This is a genomic window from Streptomyces sp. CA-146814 (genome assembly GCF_050942385.1).
Taxonomy (GTDB): domain Bacteria; phylum Actinomycetota; class Actinomycetes; order Streptomycetales; family Streptomycetaceae; genus Streptomyces.
This window is the reverse complement of the sequence record NZ_CP192070.1, coordinates 19,803-39,915: the sequence shown is the minus strand read 5'-3', so window position 1 is coordinate 39,915 and position 20,113 is coordinate 19,803. Positions and strand designations below refer to the sequence as shown.

Genomic DNA, 20,113 nt, shown 5'->3' with positions numbered 1-20,113 from the left:
TGGAGCTGGGTGGCGGCCCACGCGCGGGCGGCCTCGGCCTCGACGTCCTCGTCGGCGTCACGGCGGTAGTTCTCGGCGACGGCGGCGCACTCGTCCTCGGCACACAGCACGCGGGCCACCGCCTCGGCGCCGGCGGGGTGCTTGATGATCTCAACCTCGGCGTCGGACAGCTCGGCGGCGATGCACTCGGATACCGCCCGCAGGCACCTGCGGGCGTTGTCCTCCAGCCTCGCGAGGTCGTCGGCGCCGAGCGGCACGGAGACGTTGGGGACGCTCCAGCCGACGCGGTGCAGGTGGACGGTGTAGTGGCGGTCCGGCTCTCCCGGTACGAGGAGCAGCGGTACGGACAACGGCATGGTGGCCTCTCGGTTCACTGGGTGTTGTCGGTGATGGCGAGACGGACGACGCCGAACATCACGAGGAGCGCCCCGGCGACGACCATCGGGAAGGCCAGGAAGTTGCAGAGCGAGTCGATGTTCTGCCAGAACCACACCCTGATGTCGGTGCCCGGGGAGGAGCCCTCGGGCTTGGTGTATTGGTACTGGCCCATCCCCGCGCCGGCGGCCGTGCAGAGCACGCCGACCACCATGAAGCCGTAGGAGGCCCGGCGCTTCTCCTGCTGGTCGTAGTAGCCCGTGCGGACATGCTCCTGGTGGACGGCGAGTTCGCCGGGGGCGAGGTCGAGTTCCTTCTGTGCGACCCATTCGGCGGCGGCCTTGGCCTCGATCGACTCAGCGGCGTCGAAGTGGTGGCGCTGGGCGGCGGCGTGGCAGTCTGCCTCGTCGCACAGCACGCGGCCGGTCATCGTCACCGACCCGTCCGGGTGCTCGGCGAGGTCGATGTCCGGTTCAGTGAGCTGGGCGTAGGCGCAGGTGGACGCCGCTTTGCGTACGCCCTCGCGCACCGCAGTCTCCAGGGCTGCGCGGCCGTCCGGCTGGTCGGCGAGCTGCTCGGCGCTCCAGCGCTGGCGGTCGGTGTGCACCGTGTAGCGGCGGTCTATCGGCGGGGTGGTGAGGGTGACGGGCACGTTCAGCGGCATGTGATCAGCCACTCTTTCGGGTGGTGGCGGCCGCACCGGCGAGCCGGGCGAGGTGCTCGAAGTCGGCGTCGGTGAGCGCGCCGCCATCGGGGCGGGCGTAGTCGATGGTGATGCTCGGGCGCGGCCGCACGGGGAACAGCTCAAGCTGCTCTGCGGGCGCCTCGGGGCGTGTTGCCGTGGTGCAGCTCATCAGCTCCCGCCCTTCGCCTGCATCTCGGCCTCGACCTCGGCCCGGACTCGCGCCTTCATCTCCTCGCCCCGCTCGGCGGCCGCCGGATCGACGTACTCGACGTGCACCCAGCGGGCGGTGTCGTATCCGTCCTCTTCGCGCCAGGGGAACACGGCCCGCCACAGCATGTTCCAGGCGTCCTGGACAGCGTGCAGACTGTCCAACCGATCAAGGCTGTCGCGGAAGTCGTCCTCCGCGAGCTCCTCGCAGTGGTACTCCATGCGGCTCGCCGCGCTGCGGACGATGCCGTCCAGCGCGAAAGCGGTCTTAAACGCCGGGGTGCCGTACTGGCCCTCCATCTGCTCGCGCAGCCGCGGTTCGAGGAACTCGATCACGGCCGTGCCGTCGGCGGCCGCGAGGTCGACGACGTGCAGCCGGGCCTGCTGGGGGAGGTTGGGCATCAGGCGTTCTCCTCGTTCAGGAAGATGGTGGCGCGGAAGCAGCCCTGCACCGGGCCGACCTCTCCCTCGACCGCGATCTGCCATCCGGCGTACAGCTCCTCGCGGCGGTCTGTGGTGTGCTCGGTGTCGACGGGAACGCCGACGTGGGCGGCCCAGCGGCGGACGGCCTCGCGCTGCTCGTCGGGGGTGTAGTTCATGTGCTCGGCGGATCCGGTGACGGCGCCGCTGACGGCGAGCGTCCAGGCCAGCGGGGGCAGGCCGAGCTTCCGGGCGTCGGTGAGCAGGGTGTCGATCAGCTTCTGGCCGCGCAGCTGCCACCGGTGGAGGGTCTCGGCCGGGACGGTGTCGGTGCTGGTCATGGTGGTCTCGCCTTCTGCCGGGGTCATGCGGCGGGTTCGGCCTGGGTGGTGGTCGTGCCGGTGGACTCGGCGGCGATCTCGTCTGCGAGGGAGCGCTGGGTGCGGGCGCGGCGGCGGTGCTCGGTGGCGGCGAGCGGCTCGACCTGGGCGAGGCGGTCGAGCAGGGCGGCATGCTCCAGGTGCACGGCGGCCCACTCCCGGCGGCGCGCCGGGTGTTCGGGGGTGCCGGTCGCCCCGAACGATTGGTTGAACGCCTCCTTCTCCAGCTCCGGGTAGGTGTTGAGTTCGGTGTGCAGGCGCCTCGCCTCGTCGCGCTGGTCCTGGGCGGCGCGACGGGCGGCGGGGTCGTGCAAGGAGGGCAGTCCGGAGCTGACCGCGTCGGGGCGCTCGGGGTCGATGTCGGCGTACCAGCTGTCGAGCTGTGCCACCGTGAAGTCGGGGGCTCCCTCGCGGTACTGACCGAGCGCGACCCAGGTCTCGACGGCGCTGCCCCACCGGTCGTGGGCGGCCTGGCGGCTCACCCCGGCTTCCTTGCCGATCTCCGTCCAGGAGGCCCCCTGTTCCCGGCGGATGATGACGGCCTGTTCCGTCAGCTTCTCGGCTAGCCGGGCCAGGTTGAGGGCTCCGCCGACCGGGTCGTACTCGTCCGTGGTCGGCAGGTCGTTCAGGACGATCGTGCCGATCTGCTGGAGGGTCATCGCCCGCGCGAGGCGGGCGTCGTCGAGCGGGACCAGCGGCAGGCGCGGGTCCCGCTCGGGTGTGGTGTCATCGGTCTCAGACATGAGCGTCAAGGTACACCTGACAACTGACAGCGTCAGGCATTCCTGTCACGCCGTAGCGTCAAGGACGCTTGACGTTCCCTCCTGTCCGGCCTTCCTGACCAGTGACTTCGCAGGGAATGCCTGACGATCCGATGCGCAGGTCTTCTCTGACGGTTCGGCCAGATTCACCCGTTCGGGTGTCCGGAAGGAACGCACAGGATAATTACGGTTATCCTGTAGGGATGCTGACACCCGATCAATTTGCCCTGCATTCGAGTGAATCGCCCTACATGTCGCAATCGGTGGTGGCCTCCGGCACTCCGGCCACCACCACCGCGGCGGCGGCCGCACGGCGGGAGTCGCGACGGTGAGCATCGAGTACAGCCTCGACGGAACGCCGACCGCGGTCTGGCACGAGAACGAAACCGGCTGGGGCCTGACGCTGATCGCCGAGCACGGCCTCGCCGCGCTGCGCGAGGAAGTCAGGGAGGGACTCCTCCAGGACCTGTCGTGCGGTGCGGAGAGCGGGGAGGTCCTGCTGTCCACCAGCAGCGAGGAGGACATGACGCTCGTCCGGGCCAGCGTGCGCTGCACCCGGGCGGACTGCATGGCCGAGGCCGCCGGGCTGGAGGAACTCCACCGCCTGGACCAGCTGCTCCCGGAAGCCGGGCTGATGGAGAACGCCTCGGCCGGACTGCACCTGCGTACGGCGCTGGACCAGGCCGAGAGCCTGGCCGCACGCGTCGGCGTCGACCTGGCCAACGACCGCTTGTGGACCGTCAGGTCGGACGATGACGCTCTGGTCTGGGCCTACCGGGCCGGAGCCCTGCAACTGGCCCTGCACGAACTGTCCTCCCGAATCGAGCGGTACGCCGCACGCCGCCCCGTCCGCTACCACCACGGCGGGGGTGCGGGGTGAACGCACAACCGGTGCCGGGCTCCGCGCCGGCGGGCGGAGCGCCGGTCCTCCGCGATGCACGCGGCACCCTGGCCACGCTCCACCGCGACCCGCGCGACCAGTGGCCCGAGCACGCGCGGAAGCTGTACGACTACCTGGTCGGTCTGTACGGCGAGGACGATCCGCTGCCCACCCTCGCGGCCGCGTGGATCGCGCATCAGCGCTCGCCCAACACGCAGCGATCGTACGCCCGGGGCTTCCGCATCTTCGAGGAGTTCGCCCGGGAGCACGGGGCCCACCCGCTGAAGGTGACGTTCCCGCTGGCGGACACCTTCCGGATGTACCTGGAGGCGACGCCCACCTGGGTGCGGGTCAAGGGCGGGGCCCACGGGGAGATGATCCGGACCGGGCCGCCCTACAGCGACGCCTCCCGGGCCAACGCCCTGTCGTCCGCCTCCTCGTTCTTCGCCTACCTCGACGTCGTCAGCGACACCCCGCTGAAGAACCCCTTCGACGCCGTACGCAGGCCGGTCATCGACCCGGACTACTCCCCCACTCCCGGTTACACCGAGCAGGAGTGGACCAAGCTCCTGGTCACCGCCCGCGACCACCACCGGATCCGGGCTTACCGCAAGCGGGCGTACGCGCTGCTGCTCATGCTCTACACCTGCTGCCTGCGCGTCGACTCCCTGCTGACCGCGAAGGTCGAGCACCTCGGCGACGACCAGGGCCACCACGTCATCAAGGTGAAGGTGAAGGGCGGCTCCTGGAAGAACAAGCCCGTCCCGCCGATCGCCTGGGCCGCCCTCCAGGACTACCTCGACGGCCGCACCACAGGATGGCTGTTCTGCACAGCCAGCGGCGGCCAGCTCGACGAACCAGCCGTGTGGCACCTCACGGACTCCCTGGCCAAGCGGGCCGGGCTGACACCGCGCGGTCCGCACGGCGTCAAGGGCGACGCCGTCACCCACGCCCTGGCGAAGCCGGACGCCCGGCCCGACAAGATCCAGCGCTGGGCCGACCACAAGGACTCCCGGACCACCCAGCGCTACAACCGCCGCAAGGAACTCCTCGACGACAGCCCCGGCTACGCCCTCGGCGCCGACCTCGCCGGCGCACTGGCGCACGAGAACGGCTGAAGGCTCGCACTACGCGCGGCGGCGCGGAGGCTTCCGTCTACGGCGATCCAAGGGGAGTGCCTCGGGGGCTGACAGTCAGGGGGGCTCTGAGCTGTGATGTTTCCGCAGCTCAGAGCCCCCCTGGCGTCGGATACGGCACATTATCCGAGCCGAGACGCACCGGTCCACCACATCACCCGAACGAGTGCAGAATTCCGCCAAGAATCCCCGGGGTCTATACGGCGGACGGTCCGGCGAGGCATACTCCCCATGTACGCCCCGGAGAACCGGGCAAGTATCTGTCGGAAGGCCCCATGAAGATCACCATTGAAGGTGCGAGCGAGGAGTTCGAGCAGAAGCTGCTCGGCCTGGTCGCCGAGCACCGCCATGAACTGGCGGTCACCGCGGACACCGAGTGGACGGTCGAGCGCGCCGAACGCTATCTCCGCTCGCTCCCCGCCGGCGCCCGCTCGTTCGCCATCCTCGTTCTCGGCAGCGACAACGGCTACTGCGACTCCAGGGTGCTGCGCGAAGAGGTCGGCAAGCTCAACGGCCCCACCGTCGCCCTGTCCCGCGCCATTCCGCGCGGGGTGCGGGAGGGCTGGTGGCCGGAGGGAACCCGGCCGCCCATCTCTCCCGTGTACGACCCGGACAATCCGTCGTGGCAGAAGACCATCGGCTACGAGATGGACAACGCGAACGTTCCCATCTTCCGCAAGGCCGTCTCCCGGATCGCCGACAGCATCGACGCTGCCCGAGCTGCCGGACTGCTCCGCTGGGAGCCCAACTCATCGGCCATGAAGAACTACATCAGCGACCCGAACTCCATTGACCTGGAGGGCGGTTCACGCCCCGGCCACGACGACCAGGATGAGGAGGGCCAGCAGTCGTGACCACCCGCATCCCGCGCAACGCCAAGAAGGTCTTCTACGCCACCGAGAGCACCACGCGGACCAAGCCCGACGCCGAGGTCATCCGCGTCGCCGGACGCGAGCAGCGCTCCACCACCTTCGCCGAGGCCCGGCGGTTCCTGGACGACCTCGATGTCCCGGGCGGAGTCACACTCTGGACCGCACGCAGTCAGCAGACCAACGCCTACGCCGACCGCAGCGCGGACGGCACCTGGGTTGCCCTGGACCGACTGACCGGCACGTGGGAGCCCCTGCCCGACCTCCCGAGCACCGATTCCGGCGCCTGGAAGTGCCCCGACTGCGACACCAGCAACACCCGCCGGGCAGACGCGGTCTGCCTCGGCTGCGACCGCCCCAGGCCGGACTCCCGTGTCCGCATCAACCTGCCTGACTGATCAGAAGGGAACCGGCGCGATGACAGCGCCCGAACCACGACGACCAAGACGAGGAGGACCAGCAGCCGTGACCGTGCCGAGCACCAGGAGCACACTCCAGGCCCTCCAGGGCACGGACCGGCCGACCCGGCTGAGTGATAACGAGATCGCGGCCCTGCGTGAGCGTGCCCGCCGTACGGCCGGTCCCTTCGTCGACCCGAAGGTCGTCTACGCCCGCCGCCACTTCCACAACCGCGAGTGGGCGGAGGCGATCGTCGGTGACGCGGCCTTCTCTCTGAACCACTGGCCGACCATGTACCTGCTGGCCATCGCCATGGACGCTGAGCCGGAGCCGCCGGTCACGCGCACCCAACTCGCCGCACAGGCTGCTGTTGAGGAGCGGGCACAGACTGCCGAAGCGAGCCGTGCCTTGCGTGAACAGCGCACGGTTGAGCGCCATCGCGCGGAGGCCGCTGTGTGGGGTGCCGCAGTCCGTGGCTGCCTGGTGAAGGTCGTCGTCCGTGAGAACCGGTACGGCCGCGTTCGGGGCGGTGCCCGGGAGCGCCTGCGGCACGTCGTTCCGCTCTCCGAGGCCGTCTCCGGGCGGCGTCGGCGCCACCGTGAAGGCCGCGCCCTTTGCGAGACACCCGGCCGCGCCAGGCCTCTCCTGCTGGACGAGGACCCGACCGACGCTCCGGCGACTTGCCAGCGCTGCCTGGCTTACGTCCCTCAGATTCGGCTGGCGGCGCCGCCGACCGGCCCCCAGAATCCCCACCCTGCCCAACCCAAGACATCCTCCACCAACTAGGGAGAACTCCCCATGCCCACACAGCAGTTACCCACCCCTGAGTCGCGGCTCGCCGCTGCGAAGCGGGACCTCGGACTCCCGATCGTGGTCGCCATCTGCGGTTCCACCCGCTTCATGAACGAGATGACCGAGGCGGAGCTCCAGGAGACCGCGGCCGGGCGGATCGTCGTCAAGCCCGGGTGCGACCTCAAGCAGCCCCACCCGCTGTGGGCGGACCCCGCCCGGGTCGATCGCCTCAAGACTGAGCTGGACGACCTGCACCGGGCGAAGATCCGCCTCGCCGACGAGGTCCTGATCGTCGGCGACTACATCGGGGACTCCACCCGCTCCGAGATCCGCTACGCCCGCGCGGTGGGCAAGCCCGTCCGCTTCACCCACCCCGCTGTCGACCCGGACCCGGCCCCCCTGCCCGTCGTGCAGCACGCGATGGCGTTCGCCGCAGGCGGCACGCTCTTGCTGCCGGCCGTGGAGCCGGTGCCCGGCCTGCACGTCTACGAAGTGCCCGCAGAGCACCGGGAGGAGGGCCACGGCGTGGCCAACCCGTGGCGGCTGGGCCACTACTCCGGCAAGGCCCTGGCCGCCTTCCCCTCCCAGGATGACGCCCTGCGGGCGGCGCGCGAGGTGGCCGACCTGGCCGACTGGACCCACCCGGCCGAGGGCTTCCGGGCGGGCTCGGGCTTCGACCTGGAGGAATACCTCGACCGCCTGGAGACGCGTACGAACGGCCGGTTCATCACGAAGCTGAAGCAGGCGGCCGGGGGGCAGGGATGACGGTCATGACCAGGACGGAGGAGGCAGACGAGGAGCCTGCGGGCTTCCTGGTCATCCCGGCCCTCGACCTGGCCCCCGGGACGCTTCTCGTCGCGGTCGGCCCTGGAGCGTCGGGCAAGTCGACGTACGCCGACACCGTTGCCGTCGACGCCGTGGTGTGCCTCGATTCCCTGCGGTACGAGATCGGCGGGGACGCGGGCGACCAGTCCGTCACCCCGGCTGCTGTAGAGCGCCAGAACAGCCTCCTGGAGTGGCACCTGAGCGCCGCGGAGACGGTGTTCTTGGACAGCACGAACGTGGAGCCCCGAATCCGTAAGGAGCTGGTCGCGAGGGCCCGCTGGCACGGCCGTCCTGTTGTCGCCCTGCGCTTCCTGCCCGACCTCGACCTCTGCCTGGCCCGCAACGAGCTGCGCCCGCTCAACCGGCGCGTGCCCGAAGAGACGCTGCGCTGGCAGCACGCCCTCACGCAGGAGGCCACCGTGCCCACCCTGCTGCACGAGGGCTTCACCGCCGTACACCACATCGAACCCGCCCCGACAGGAGCCACCATGAGCAAGGACACCATCGCCCCCGAGCGGATCGCCGACGCCGTCGCCGTGCTGCGCAAGGCCCAGGAGGGCGACGAGGAGGCACACGAGGGCCTCGCCGAGTTCTTCCCGGAGTACGAGGGCCTGGTCATGCAGACCGACCACACCCGCTACCTCGAAGCGGCTGCCGACGCCGGGATGGTGGCGACGCACCTGCTGGTCATGCAGTACGGGAAGGGGGTGTGGGGCGCCTCGGTGGACACCTACAGCGCGGACTTCGGGATGCCGCTCGCGTCGGTGAACCTCGGGGACTACTCCAGCAGGACCGAGGCGATCCGGGAGGCCGTCAGCGCGGCGACGGACAACGGCTGGATGCTCGCCCCCGAACAGGACTGGACCGACTACGACTGCGGTGGCGGTGAGATCCACATCCCGATCCACGCCCGACCGGCCGCCCCCACCCTCTGACCAGCAGGAAGGATCACATTCCATGCGTACCTGCACCCGTATCCAGCGTCAGCGCACCAAGGACTGGCGTAGGCCCGAGCGTTGCATGATCGTGGACCGCACGTCCGCCTTCGGCAACCCGTTCACCGTCGCGCAGCTCGTGGACATCGGCTACGCGGAGCCGGAGGCCCGGCTGACCGCCGCCGCCGAGTTCCACCCGTGGCTGCGCGGAAGCCGCTCCAACTGGACCTCCACCGAGGGCGACCAGCGCCGGGAGAAGATCCTCACCCGGCTGCCGGAGCTGCGCGGCATGGACCTGGCCTGCCCGTGCGCGCCCGGCGAGCCGTGCCACGCCGACGTGCTGCTGGAGTGGGCCGCGCTCTCCCCGCTCGCCCTGGAGGTCCGTATCGCCTCGGCGCGGGCCCGGGTCGACCGGCAGCGCCTGTGGCGGGGCGAGAGGGCCCTGTACGAGGCCGACGACCTGGCCGACGTCCTCACGCAGGACGTGCACACCACCTGCCTGGTCGACTACGACCCGGGCGACGGCATCCCGGTCCGCTGCGACAACCGCACCTGGAACCAGTACGTGAAGCAGCAGCGGACGCGCGACTACCCGAAGGCCATGATCCGTCTGGTAGAGGTCTTCGGGTGAGCACGCCGGACGAACTCCCCCGCCTGGACCGGGCGACCGAGCACGCGGAGACCGTCCACCGCATCTTCAGCGACCGGCGTGCCGCCCCGCCGGCGCGGGAGCTGCTGCTCGCCGTGGCGTACGCCCTCGCCATCGCCCCGGGCGAGCCCGGGCGGGTGCTGAACACCGCCGCCCGCGTCCTGGGCCGCACGGCGACGGGCCGCCCCCGGTTCGACGCCCTGGTCGCCGACGACCGGCCCCGCTACGAGCCGCCCCGAGCGGCGGGGAACTGGAGCCCCGGGCAGGCTCCGGGGTGCCAGGCCCCGCGCCTGCGCCCATACGTCTACCGGCCGCGCCCGACCGCCTCCCCGCTGGACGATGAGGCCGTGGTGCCGCTGCGGCCGCTGCCCGAGCCGGTCGTGCACGTCGGGCCGGGCCACGTACCGCCGGTCGACGTCCGCAACGAGCGCGGGATCTGCGGCGCCAACTCCCACCACCAGGTGCAGGAGCTGGATCCGCGGACCGGCTGGACGATCCCCCACTGGTTCTGCAACCGGCATGTGGAGCACGCCGAGCGCGTCGCCGAGCAGGTCCGCGAGCAGAACGCGGCCGCGCCCGAGCCGATCCCGAACCGCGGCGGCCTGCTGCCGGCGCATTTCTCGGCGCCGTGGGAGGAGGTCTACCGGCGCTACGCCCCGGCGAACTGGAAACCTCCCGTCGCGTACGGCCTGTCCGCCGACGACTGGCCCGACCCGGGCAACCCGCCCCCCGCCCGCACCCCGCGCCGCCTCCGGGCCGTGTAGTCCAATTTATCTGGCCAGAAAGACCACCAACCCGGGCCGGGACTCCCCCGGCCCGGACAAGGAGGAGACACATGAGCACGTACGAGACCGACCTCGCCGCCGCGAAGCGCTCGCGCACCGCGTGGGGCTGCGGATGCGGAGCCGACAACCCGGCGTCGTACGGGGCCTGCCACGACTGCGGGAGCCCGTCGTGGACGTGCGCGGCCTGCGGCACCGTCAACACCACCGCCCTCAGCAGCTGCGACGAGTGCGACAGCAAGATGCCCGCCGAGCTGCTGGGCGACCGCGAGGACGGCTTCGAGATGACCTGGGAGGAGTGGATCGCCACCCAGGTCGGCCCCCGCGTCGTCGGCGGCCGGTACAACCACGGCGACGCCGCGAGCACGTACGAGGTCCTCGCGATCGAGCGCGGCCCGCGTCCGGTCGGCGTCTGGCCCGTGTGGGACATCACCGTCCGCTTCGACGAGGACGGCCGGGAGCACACGCACTGCACGCGCTGGGACGCCCGCCGCGACACCGTGGTGGCCCAGCCGCCCGCCGCCGACGGCGACGAGTGGCGCTTCACGGCCGACGTGGTGACGGTCGACCAGGACGGCCGGGTGCTGCTCATCCAGCGCCGCTGGGAGCCGTTCACCGGCCACTGGGCCCTGCCCGGCGGGCACCTGGACGAGGGCGAGGACTCCCAGCTGGCCGCCGCCAGGGAGCTGGTGGAGGAGACCGGTGTACGGGTCGACGCCGCCGACCTGGTCCTGATCGGCACCTACAACGCCCCCGGCCGTGACCCGCGCGGGCCGTACAGCACGGACGCCTACCTCGCCCGGGTGCCCGTCGGCACCGTCGCGGTGGCCGACGACGACGCGTTGAACGTGCGGTGGGTCCAGCTGGGCGCCGCCCTGGAAAACGCCGAGCTGGCCTTCGACCACGCCGACATCCTGCGCGCCGCGCGCCGCATGCTGACCGCCGAGGAGGGCTCGTGCTGAACATCGTGATCGCGCTCGTCAGCGCACTGCTCGGCTGCCGCGTCATCAACCGCGCATTCCGCATCTGCGACGACGAGGAGACCCGTTGAGGGCCACCGCCACGAATCCGCCGAAGGGCCAGTGCAGGCAGTGCTGGTTTCACGCCTACGCCTCCCGCGAAGCTCACGCCCATCTCGGTCCGCGTGAGGACTGCCCGCAGTGCGTCGCCCACATGGGCGGCCGCTGCCCCGACAGCATGATCGTGAAGTAAAGCCCGAAGCCCCCTGGTAGGCGCCGTTCCTGGCACACCATCGGCGGTACAGCCGCACAACAACGCGGGCCCCGGCTCCCCCTCTGCGAGAGGGGACCGCCGGGGCCCGCAGGTTATCTGGCCAGAAAGACCATCACTCTGAGGAGGACTCCGTCGCGAAGTTCTCCATGCAGTCGCCACACATGATGTTGCGGCGCTCCAGCGTCCTCGGAGACACCCGGATCACCGCAGGCGGCTCGCACCGGCAGACCGCCTTGACGTAGTTGCGGTCCTCCTTCTCCTTCTTCTTAGTCGGCGCCTCACCGTCCCCGCCGGCGTCGCCGTCCGCTTCGGCAGCAGCCCCGCCGCCCTTGCCGCCGCCCTTGCCGCCGCCCTTGCTGCTGGTGAGGAAAATGTCGGGCAGACGGGTGGCGTGGATCGCATTGTCGAGAGCGGCGATCTCCTTGGCGTACACCTTCGCTGCGTCCTCTCCCAGATCCGTATCGGCGAACCCGTACTTCTTCTTCCGCTTGTCGCTGATGCCGGGCTGCTGAACGAGCCCCAGCTCCGCAGCAGTCTCCCGGAACTCCTTGTTGTGGTACTGGCCGGTGGAGCAGTCTTTAACGTCTCGGTGCTCGTTGGCCGCGTGGGTGGCCTCGTGGAGCAGGTACCCGAAGACCTTCGGTGCGCCATCGGCGAGCGATTCGGCGGTGACGAACACCTCGTGATGCCGAGTGTCCCCTTCCCTCGCGCGCCATTTGCGGGGCCAGAAGTGCGCCAGCTCCACTGCGCTCATGCGACCTCCGGTAGCCATGCTGATGACAGCCTCGGGGACGTCGGGATGCCGAGCACGGATCGCGTTCCAGCCGGTCACCAGGGCGGCGGTGATCCCGGCGGCGATGTCGGCGACAGACACGGCAGGCAGGTCGGGCACGACCTCCAGGGCCGGAGGTCCAGCGGGCTCGGGGATGAGGGCGACGGCTTCTGTGGTCATGGCTCAACCCTAAGGGAAACTCACCTCTTAAGAGGTGAGTTTTGAGGGTGAGTTGGTCCCGCGCTTCGCACGACATGGTCGCAAATGAGAAGTTCACACCGGGACGAGAGGAGGGCCGCCAGTCGGTCCGACGGCCCTCCTGCCGTGCGGCGGGGTTGTTCAGTCGATGCCGTGGCTCCATGCGCTGGGCACGGTGCTGGGCATCCGGTGGTCGATCTGGTGCTCTCCCTTGGTGCAGCCGGAGAACGGGCCGGAGGAGGCCCGCAGCTCCCGCAGAGCGGGGTCCAGGTGGTCACGGTGCCAGACGCTCGGGCCGGTGTACCCGCAGGACGCCGGGTCGGTCAGCTCCTGCCAGGCCAGCCACACCGCGTGGAGGCGCGCGATGGCCACGCTGTGCTCGAACCAGAGGTGGCACCACCGGGCATCGGCCGAGGGCTCGGCGAGGTAGCCGGGTACGAGGACGCCTTCGACCCACTCGACCAGGGCTCGCAGCTCGTCGTCGTACGCCGGGGGGTCGAGCAGGAGGATGAACGGCGGGTACTGCCACTCGTCCTCGTCGGCTTCCCCCTCGTCGGGTTCCGCGCCGGCCGCAGCGTCCTCGGCAGCGGAGGCCTCGCCCGGCTCGGCACCGTCGCCTCCGGTGAACGAGTTGAACAGGGTATTCAGCCGCGAGAGTTCGGCTTTGATGTCTTCGATGTCTTGGAACATCCCGATCGGGACGTCCAGGCGTGGCTCCTCCTCGGGGTCATCGGCCACTGCGCGCCGCCTTCCTGTCCTCGTACGCCCATCCGGCGCGCTTGGTGATGGCCAGCTCCTCGTCCCTCATCTGCGGGCCGATGTGGGACATCGACTTCTCGCTGTACCAGGGGCGCAGAGCGATCTGGGCGACCGGCATGCCGGTGGACAGCAGCAGTGCGCTGCCCTTGCGCATGGCGCGGATCTCGGCCGGGTCGAGCACCTGCTCCCGCTGCTCGGACCAGCTACGGCTGTGCCCGTCCTTGCTCTTGGAGTACGAGCCGCGCTCGACATGGTGGGCGCCGACGAGCGCGCTGATGTCCTGGGCGAACTTGGCGTCGTCCCCGCCGGGGCCGATGAGCTTCTTCGTCGCGGCGCCCCACATGCTGTCCATGCCGACCTCGCCCCACGCCTTCACGCCCTGCCGGTAGGACTGGAGGATGACGATCGGCGTGATCCCGCGGCTGCCGAGGTGGCTGTAGAGGTCGGGCAGGTCGGCGATCTTGCAGATGTTGGCGGCCTCGTCCAGGACGGCACGCATCGGCTCGGGCAGGCGGCCGCCGTGGCGCTCGCCGGCCTCGGAGGCGGCGGTGAACACCGCGTCCGCGACCGCCGCGACCAGGGCGCTCGACGGGCCGCCCTTCTTCGACAGCAGGTACAGGGTGTCCGTGCTCGTCGCGAAGGCCTCCGGGTCGAACCGTGCCCGGCCTTTGTCCGGGGTGACCCACGCCAGGACCTTCTCGTCCCGCAGCGCGCTCATCGCCGTACGGGCGTTCTGGTAGATCCCCGACTGGGTCTCCTCGGCGATGTTGATCGAGGAGTCGACCTGTTCGGCGAGTACGGCCTCGTTCTGGTAGAGGATGCGGAGCGGGGCCTTCTCCTTGGGGTCGGACAGCCACTTCATGACCTCGCGGACGGTGGCGCCCTCCCACCAGGCGGCGCGGAAGAGGCCGGTGAGGAGGTCTCCGGCGGCCTGGCTCCAGAACGGATCAGCCTGTTCGCTGGTGATCTGGTTGACGAAGTGGGACGCGAGGCGCTCGGCGCCCTCCAGCGTCTCGGCCTGCGCGACCAGGTCCACCCACATCTCCTGCGAGGCCTGGGCCACTCCCTGGGTGTCGAAGAGGAACGTCTCCCCCTTCTGCGCACGGCTCGCACGGGTCGCGGCGTAGACGTCGGCCTTGTTGCTCGTCATCAGCAGTGCGCCCGGGGCCTCTTCGGCGATCGGGATGGCCAGCGCCGTCGACTTGCCGGCGCGGGGCGCCATGATGGCGACGAAGGTGTCCTCGTCCGAGCCGCGCAGCTCGACGCCGGAGGGCAGGTGGTCGCCGAGCAGGACACCCCGGTCGCGGGCCGGAACATCCTTGGGCTTCGTGCCCTTGAGGGAGGCCCGCAGCCGGATCGCGGAGCGGGCGGCGTGCTTGGGCGTCAGCTCCCGCACCTGGTGCAGCGTCGCGAGGCTGTTGGGGTTGCGGTACCAGCGGAAGGTGACCCGCAGCCCCCAGACGATGAGAATGACGACGAAGAGGTCCAGGAGCGCGGCGCCGAGGGTGCTCGCGGTCTGGGAGTGCGGCCAGAGCTGGGACCACTGGGTGGCCATCCGGTAGGCGTCGACCACCGTCAGGGGGAAGTCGGCGACCTGGTCGCCGGTCACTACGGCCCCGGCCGCCGCCCCGGCCCAGGTGGAGACCGCGAGGGTGATCCCGCCACCGAGGGCTACGCCGCCGGCGGCCCACGCCCGGTCGTTGTCCGTCATCATCAGCTGGCCTCCGTCGTCATCTTGCGCCGCTGTTCGGGGTCGGTGTGGTAGAGCCGCCGCTCGGTGGCCGTCAGCTCCATCGCGGCCGCGACACCCGGCCGGGAGCCCACTTTGATCATGTACTTGCCGCGTCCGGGGTGCCGGGTCTGCTCGACGGGCATCCCCTCGCCGTCGGTCGGGGTGCTCGGGGTGACATCGAGCCCGGTCGACGTCGCCGAGGACCAGGAACCGATCATCATCCGCTCCTGCTCGGTGAGCGGCCGCTTGCTGGAGATCCTGGTCAGCTCGTCCGAGGACGATGCCCCGATGATCAGGGTGTCGCACCGGTCCATCAGGCCGCGCGCCTTGGCCCGGTCTGCCTCCGTGGGCAGCGATTCGCCGTCCAGCAGCGAGTGGGTGACGTAGATGGCGACGTCCCTGTGCTGCCGGTTCAGGCGGGAGATGGAGTCCATCGCCTCGACCATGCCCGGCCCGGCCCGCAGCGCCCGCCACATCTCGTCCATGGGCAGGACCAGGGGCCGTTGCAGCATGCCGATGCTGCGGGCGCTGTCGATCGCGCTGTAGGTGTAGGCCCACGTGGCGATCATGCCTGCGGCCTCGACGTCGGAGCCGCGTGAGCGCAGGGCGGAGATGTCCACCGACACTGCCGGGGCGTTGATGTCCAGAGGAGAGGTCGTCTGCCCGTCGAACAGGCCCTTGAGCGGGCCGTCGATCAGGTTGTCGAGACCGGCGACGATGCTGCGGGTGAGCGCGCGGAACTCGGCTTCCGGGGCGCTGAGCTTGGACAGCAGTGCCTCCGGGGCCGCCCGCAGCACCCGCACCACGTCGGACACCACCGGGTCGACGGTCTCGCCGAGCGTGTCCGCGGCGATCCTGACGGCGGTGGTCAGCGCGCTGCGCTCGACCTCGTCGGGGATGCGCCCCAGGCCGTGCTTGGTGCCCAGCAGCGCCACCAGCGCGTCCTGGCGGCGCGCGTTGAGCGTGTCGCGCAAGGATGCGCGCCGGTCGGCAGGAAGGGTGTGCAGAACACCCTTCAACGGGCCGGAGTCCAGGGGATTGAGGCGGCCGATGCCGTCCCCGATGCGTACGACGGATCCGCCGAGTTCGCGGACCAGGGCGCTGTACTCGCCCTTGGGGTCGCCGGGCACGCACACCATGTGCCCGTACGACGAGTACACCAGGCAGATCCGCTTGACCAGGGCCGATTTCCCGGCCCCGGGCTGCGAGATGACGTAGACGCCCGGGTTGGTCGTCAGATTCCCGGTCCATCCAGCCGGGTCGACGCAGGCCAGTTCGCCGGTCAGTACGTCCCGGCCGACCGGCACGCCCCGGGGCGGGAGTCCGCTGCCGAGCAGCCAGGGGAAGATACCGCCCGCCTGGGTGGAGGGGCCGGTGTAGACGGTGCCGGCGTCCTCGACGGGGCTGCGTCCACTGAACCGGCCGCTCCACCCCAGACGGGGTGCGAAGCGCTGCCGCAGCTGGCGCTCGGTCCGCCGCTCCTCGCGGCTGGGCCGCACCTCGGCCTCGGCCGTGATCCGTTTCGGTGTGGTGACCGGTGTCTGCTTGGTGGTCTTGCGCGCCATGTCGCTCAGTCCTTCACCAGCGGGTTGAAGCCGATGGGGAGCCCGGCGGCGAAGGTTGCCGCCTGAGCCCCGAACGCGGGGCGGAAGCGCAGGCTCCGGGTCGCCTTGACGGCCCGGTCCAGCTCCTGGCGAAGGTTGGGCAGGTCCTCCGCGCTGCGGGCGGTCGCGGTCACCCGCAGCGTCCAGTCCACGACCTGCGCGCCGTCGGCGACCGCGGCGGCCGCCTGCTGGGACTTCTTGAGGTCGGCGGCCTGGCTGTGCTTGGCCCGCCCCTTGACCTCCTGGGTCACCCGGGCCCGGTCGTGCGCGTTGCTGATCTCCCGCTCCACGATCGCCTCGCCCTCCAGCGGGTCGAGCACCCGGTAGGAGATGGAGATGCGGCGCTGGAAGCGGCCCGGAGCCAGCAGCGGCAGCAGCACGCTGTAGGGGATGGGCCTGCGGGGCATCTCCCGCAGGACCCAGCTGATAGAGACCCCGGAGTCGTGGGCGTACTCCTGCCATCCGTCGTCGGCCGCCTGCGGCCCGCACTCACTCCAGCTGAGGGCAGCGAACTCGTCGTCGCGGGCGTTGAAGACGGTGGGGTCGTAGGCGCTGCGGACGATGCGGCGCAGGTCGATGTCGGTCGCCCGGCGCTCGATGTCGGTGCCGGTGCCGGAGAGATCGAGTCCGTCGACCACCCGCAGCGCCTCGGCGACCTGCTCCGCGAGATCCACCGGCGGACTCGCGGTCTCGGACGGGTCGACAGTGACACTCATCCAGGGCGCCACGCTCGCCGTCGCGTACGGGGTCGTCCGCACCAGATCGCTGATGACCTGCTTGGCCAGCTGCGGGGCGCCGGGGTCCTGACGGCGCTTCACGTCATCCCCCAGGGCCTCGCCGGCGCCGGGGGTGATCTGAATCGTCACGCTCGCACCCTTAATCTGCGGATCCGTGGCCATCTGGTCCAGAACGGCCGACCAGGTGCGGATGTTGCCCTGGACCGAACCGGTCGGCGCCATCAGGCTGCCACCCGGGTTGAGGAGTGTGGTGATGGTCATGTTGCCGCTGGAGCGGTCGTGGACGACGCCCACGGCCCGGTTCGTCGTCGGGTCCGCCGCCCGGATCAGCGTGGAGGACGCGCCCACGCCCGGCAGGTCGAGCGCGTACGGATGCGGCAGCAGCAGCCTGCGGTACGAGGTGGCGTCGTACCGGCCCGCCCGCTTCCAGGCGAACCGCGCCCAGTAGTACGACAGCGCGGGCATCCCGTGCCGTTTCGACGCCGCCAGACCGAACACCAGCAGCGTCACCGGGATCGTGACCAGCAGCGACAGCGGCACCTGCGTACCGATCAGCCCCTCGGCCGTCAGCAGCGCCACCGCCAGCAGCGTGCCGGTCTTGGACAGCCCGCCGAACCCGAAGGATCGGCGGGTACGGAACCCGCTGACCATCAGCGTCTGCGGTACCTCGTGCGAACTCAACTCTGGTCTCCGCCCACTGCTCCGCTCGCGCCCTGCACCGCGTCGTTGACGCCGTCCAGGACCTGAATGCCTGCGGCCACCGGACCGGCGACCGCCACCGCACCGCCGCCCGTGGCGGCCGCCGTACCGCCGCCCACTCCGGCAGTGCCCTCGGTCGCCTGGCCAGCTGCGCCGAGCCCGCCGTCGGCGCCCGGCTCGCCCGGGCCGCCCTGGGCCGGAACGCTCGCCCCTGTCTCGTTGCGGGATGCCTGCGCCTGGGCGTCGCCGCCCTGCCCGCCGCCTTCGCCGCTTTCGCCGTCGCCTCCGCCCTGCGGGCCCATGGTCTGGGAGACCATCTGGGCGCGGGAGACCGGGTCGTCGGAGGCTCCAGCCGCACCGCCCTGCCCGCCATCGTCGTCGCCGCCGCCGAACTTGCCCCCGAGGTACCCGGCGGCTCCGGCCAGGGCCCCGGTGGCCCCGCCCGCGCTCATCCCGGCACCCGCCGCCGCGCCGAACGGCGCGAAGATCTTCGTCAGCGGTCCCGGGGCGAGCACGGCCAGCAGGAGGGTCGCGCAGCCGCGCAGCCACTCAGCAAAAGTCCCGGCGGACCCCAACTCCGCGAACCCGATACACAGGATGATGGCCACGGTGGGCTTGTAGGCGATGACGACCAGTCCGGCGGTGATCAAACCTCCGGCCCACTTGCGGGTCGTGTCGCCGCCCGTGCGGCCGCCGCCGGCCACCGGCAGCAGCACGCAGATGATCGGGATGGCGCTCTGCCGCAGGAACATCATGATCAGCTGGATGCCGCCGATGATGAGCAGGACCAGGACCACGGTGCCCAGACCGATGGGGTTGAGGATGCCGGTCGGCAGCAGAGTCGTGACGATCCGGTCGATGGCCTCGTCGCCGCCCTTGAACGTCAGCTTCACCACTCCGTTGGCGAGCGCATCGCCGAGCAGCAGCATCATCGCGAAGAAGCTCACGCCGAGTGCGGAGATGAAGATGTTCTCCATCCAGCCGACCATCGCCCGCCCGGCGTGTTTGGCCTGTCCGGTCACAGCCATCTTGCCCAGCTGCCACATCACCCCGGCTGCTGCGATCACCAGTCCGAGCCAGGTCATCATGCCCGCCAGCGTGGGTTTGTCGCCCTCGGGCCACAGGCCGGTCGCCTTGAGGTTCACGGACGGACCCATCAGGGAGACAGTGATGGTGGTCTTGAGGACCCACCCGGCCACGTCCTTGCCGGAGTCGATCACGTCGCCGAGCACGGAGTCCTGGACCGACTTCCAGGCCTCCTTGACCTTCTTCTCACCGGCCTTGCCGATCTTGTCGCACACCGAGGACCCGGTGATCAGTTCCGCGCCGGCGTCGACCAGGCCGAGGAGCGGACCGGCCCCGGCCCGGCACGTCGCCTCGATGCCACCTGAGACGATCCCGTCGGCGGCCGCAGGCGTCGCGGACGCCGACAGGCCTCCGAAGACCGCGACCAGGACCAGCAGCAGCGCCGTCAGCCGCCGCTTCACGACGCTTCCCGGATCGCTGTCCACCCGGCCGCGTCGAACTTGGCGTCCCCGACCGCAGCCATCTCAGGCTCGGGCTTGCCCTGGGTGTCGTCCTGCGCGTGCCGCGTCGCCTGCACGCTGAGCTTCCAGTCGCCGTCCTGCCACTGCGCGCCCATCAGCGTACGGGTGTAGGAGACCTTCTCCTCCTCCGTCTCGCCCGCCTTCAGCGTCTCCGTGCCCAGCACCCACGCGGTCACCTCGGTGGGCGACTCCTTGATGACCTGGAAACCGATCACGTGCGTGCGCGCGTAGGCGCCCGCCGGCAGCGGAGCCCCGGGCTTCAGGCCCAGGCTGCGCCAGATCGACTTGCCGTTGGTGATGGCTCCCTGCTCGACCCGCTCCGCGGCGGCCTCGGACTGGTCGGGCTTGCCGATGTAGCTGTAGTAGAGACGCAGCTGCTCGTCGTCGTTGGTCGTGGTGCCCTCGATGGCGGTGGTGTTGGCCGCTGCCATCATCGCCACCGCGCCCTCGGCGCTCTGCGGGAAGCCGACCTGGCTGCCGCGCTCGTCGGTCCGCTCCCCCCGCGGGAGCGCCGCCCAGCGCTTCGGGTCGGTCCAGTCCTCCGGGGCCTCGTACGAATTCGACGGCTTCGGATCCGCGCTCGCCGAGGAGCCCGGCTCCTTCTTGCCCGCCTCGTCTCCCTCGTCGCCGCCGGAGAACAGGGCGTACCCGCCCAGCGCCAGCACCCCCACCAGAGCTACCCCCGACAGCCACACCGAAGTGCTGTTCCACCTGCTCCTGGTCCCGCCCATGACCTC

At 70.8% G+C, this 20,113-nt stretch carries 22 protein-coding genes and 1 pseudogene; 11 read left to right on the top strand and 12 right to left on the bottom strand.

All coding sequences use genetic code 11. The features are described from left to right. Positions 1–370 precede the first annotated feature (370 nt). The 5 genes from ACQP09_RS34140 to ACQP09_RS34120 are packed head-to-tail and all read right to left on the bottom strand — an operon-like array spanning position 371 to position 2,810. The gene (locus tag ACQP09_RS34140; protein ID WP_433407067.1) at positions 371–1,039 is read right to left on the bottom strand and encodes a hypothetical protein; all 669 of its coding nucleotides are present in this window, start codon (positions 1,037–1,039) and stop codon (positions 371–373) included. A 4-nt stretch (positions 1,040–1,043) separates the two neighbouring features. After that, positions 1,044–1,229 carry a hypothetical protein gene (locus tag ACQP09_RS34135; protein WP_433407066.1) on the bottom strand — a complete coding sequence of 62 codons (186 nt, stop codon included), beginning with the start codon at positions 1,227–1,229 and terminating at the stop codon, positions 1,044–1,046. Further along, complete coding sequence (locus ACQP09_RS34130; RefSeq protein ID WP_433407065.1) at positions 1,229–1,669, bottom strand: hypothetical protein; 441 nt, start codon at positions 1,667–1,669, stop codon at positions 1,229–1,231. The genes ACQP09_RS34135 and ACQP09_RS34130 overlap by 1 nt, the downstream gene beginning before the upstream one ends. Next, a complete protein-coding gene (locus tag ACQP09_RS34125; protein WP_433407064.1) occupies positions 1,669–2,028 on the bottom strand; it encodes a hypothetical protein in 360 nt (119 codons plus the stop codon). The genes ACQP09_RS34130 and ACQP09_RS34125 overlap by 1 nt, the downstream gene beginning before the upstream one ends. Before the next feature lie 23 nt (positions 2,029–2,051). Then, positions 2,052–2,810 carry a hypothetical protein gene (locus ACQP09_RS34120; protein ID WP_433407063.1) on the bottom strand — a complete coding sequence of 253 codons (759 nt, stop codon included), beginning with the start codon at positions 2,808–2,810 and terminating at the stop codon, positions 2,052–2,054. Positions 2,811–3,156: 346 nt separating this feature from the next. On the opposite strand from ACQP09_RS34120, the gene ACQP09_RS34115 reads away from it, so the two are divergent. The 11 genes and pseudogenes from ACQP09_RS34115 to ACQP09_RS34065 all read left to right on the top strand — a co-directional run bounded on the left by ACQP09_RS34115 (position 3,157) and on the right by ACQP09_RS34065 (position 11,307). Beyond that, on the top strand, positions 3,157–3,708 hold the full coding sequence (locus tag ACQP09_RS34115) for a hypothetical protein (RefSeq protein ID WP_433407062.1): 552 nt from the start codon (positions 3,157–3,159) through the stop codon (positions 3,706–3,708). Further along, positions 3,705–4,826 (top strand): tyrosine-type recombinase/integrase, encoded by a 1,122-nt coding sequence (locus tag ACQP09_RS34110; protein WP_433407061.1) that lies wholly within the window; start codon positions 3,705–3,707, stop codon positions 4,824–4,826. The genes ACQP09_RS34115 and ACQP09_RS34110 overlap by 4 nt, the downstream gene beginning before the upstream one ends. Positions 4,827–5,119: 293 nt before the next feature. Further along, positions 5,120–5,698, top strand: coding sequence for a hypothetical protein (locus ACQP09_RS34105; RefSeq protein WP_433407060.1), 579 nt, complete (start codon positions 5,120–5,122; stop codon positions 5,696–5,698). Beyond that, positions 5,695–6,111 (top strand): hypothetical protein, encoded by a 417-nt coding sequence (locus tag ACQP09_RS34100; RefSeq protein ID WP_433407058.1) that lies wholly within the window; start codon positions 5,695–5,697, stop codon positions 6,109–6,111. Before ACQP09_RS34105 ends, ACQP09_RS34100 begins: the two co-directional genes overlap by 4 nt. A gap of 67 nt (positions 6,112–6,178) precedes the next feature. Continuing rightward, on the top strand, positions 6,179–6,898 hold the full coding sequence (locus tag ACQP09_RS34095; RefSeq protein WP_433407057.1) for a hypothetical protein: 720 nt from the start codon (positions 6,179–6,181) through the stop codon (positions 6,896–6,898). Positions 6,899–6,910: 12 nt separating this feature from the next. Continuing rightward, positions 6,911–7,297, top strand: a pseudogene (locus tag ACQP09_RS34090) (hypothetical protein); the annotation flags it as partial. Between the two features lie 377 nt (positions 7,298–7,674). Next, positions 7,675–8,664: an AAA family ATPase gene (locus tag ACQP09_RS34085; RefSeq protein ID WP_433407055.1), complete on the top strand. Its 990-nt coding sequence runs from the start codon at positions 7,675–7,677 to the stop codon at positions 8,662–8,664. A 22-nt stretch (positions 8,665–8,686) separates the two neighbouring features. Next, on the top strand, positions 8,687–9,295 hold the full coding sequence (locus ACQP09_RS34080) for a DUF4326 domain-containing protein (protein ID WP_433407053.1): 609 nt from the start codon (positions 8,687–8,689) through the stop codon (positions 9,293–9,295). Further along, complete coding sequence (locus tag ACQP09_RS34075; RefSeq protein ID WP_433407051.1) at positions 9,292–10,077, top strand: hypothetical protein; 786 nt, start codon at positions 9,292–9,294, stop codon at positions 10,075–10,077. The genes ACQP09_RS34080 and ACQP09_RS34075 overlap by 4 nt, the downstream gene beginning before the upstream one ends. 71 nt (positions 10,078–10,148) lie before the next feature. Beyond that, entirely contained in the window at positions 10,149–11,057 is a 909-nt protein-coding gene (locus ACQP09_RS34070; RefSeq protein WP_433407050.1) for an NUDIX domain-containing protein, read from the top strand. Positions 11,058–11,142: 85 nt separating this feature from the next. Further along, positions 11,143–11,307: a pRL2-8 gene (locus ACQP09_RS34065; protein ID WP_433407049.1), complete on the top strand. Its 165-nt coding sequence runs from the start codon at positions 11,143–11,145 to the stop codon at positions 11,305–11,307. A gap of 133 nt (positions 11,308–11,440) precedes the next feature. Here the strand turns inward: ACQP09_RS34065 and ACQP09_RS34060 are convergent, their stop codons facing one another. From ACQP09_RS34060 to ACQP09_RS34030, 7 genes are all read right to left on the bottom strand, one after another. Continuing rightward, on the bottom strand, positions 11,441–12,280 hold the full coding sequence (locus tag ACQP09_RS34060; RefSeq protein ID WP_433407047.1) for a hypothetical protein: 840 nt from the start codon (positions 12,278–12,280) through the stop codon (positions 11,441–11,443). Between the two features lie 159 nt (positions 12,281–12,439). Beyond that, a complete protein-coding gene (locus ACQP09_RS34055; protein ID WP_433407045.1) occupies positions 12,440–13,036 on the bottom strand; it encodes a DUF4913 domain-containing protein in 597 nt (198 codons plus the stop codon). Further along, on the bottom strand, positions 13,026–14,771 hold the full coding sequence (locus ACQP09_RS34050; protein ID WP_433407043.1) for a type IV secretory system conjugative DNA transfer family protein: 1,746 nt from the start codon (positions 14,769–14,771) through the stop codon (positions 13,026–13,028). Before ACQP09_RS34050 ends, ACQP09_RS34055 begins: the two co-directional genes overlap by 11 nt. Continuing rightward, a complete protein-coding gene (locus tag ACQP09_RS34045; protein ID WP_433407042.1) occupies positions 14,771–16,354 on the bottom strand; it encodes an ATP-binding protein in 1,584 nt (527 codons plus the stop codon). Before ACQP09_RS34045 ends, ACQP09_RS34050 begins: the two co-directional genes overlap by 1 nt. A 5-nt stretch (positions 16,355–16,359) precedes the next feature. Beyond that, complete coding sequence (locus ACQP09_RS34040; RefSeq protein WP_433407041.1) at positions 16,360–17,811, bottom strand: SCO6880 family protein; 1,452 nt, start codon at positions 17,809–17,811, stop codon at positions 16,360–16,362. Continuing rightward, positions 17,808–19,316: a hypothetical protein gene (locus ACQP09_RS34035; RefSeq protein ID WP_433407039.1), complete on the bottom strand. Its 1,509-nt coding sequence runs from the start codon at positions 19,314–19,316 to the stop codon at positions 17,808–17,810. Before ACQP09_RS34035 ends, ACQP09_RS34040 begins: the two co-directional genes overlap by 4 nt. After that, positions 19,313–20,107 (bottom strand): hypothetical protein, encoded by a 795-nt coding sequence (locus ACQP09_RS34030; RefSeq protein ID WP_433407038.1) that lies wholly within the window; start codon positions 20,105–20,107, stop codon positions 19,313–19,315. Before ACQP09_RS34030 ends, ACQP09_RS34035 begins: the two co-directional genes overlap by 4 nt. Positions 20,108–20,113: the final 6 nt, after the last annotated feature.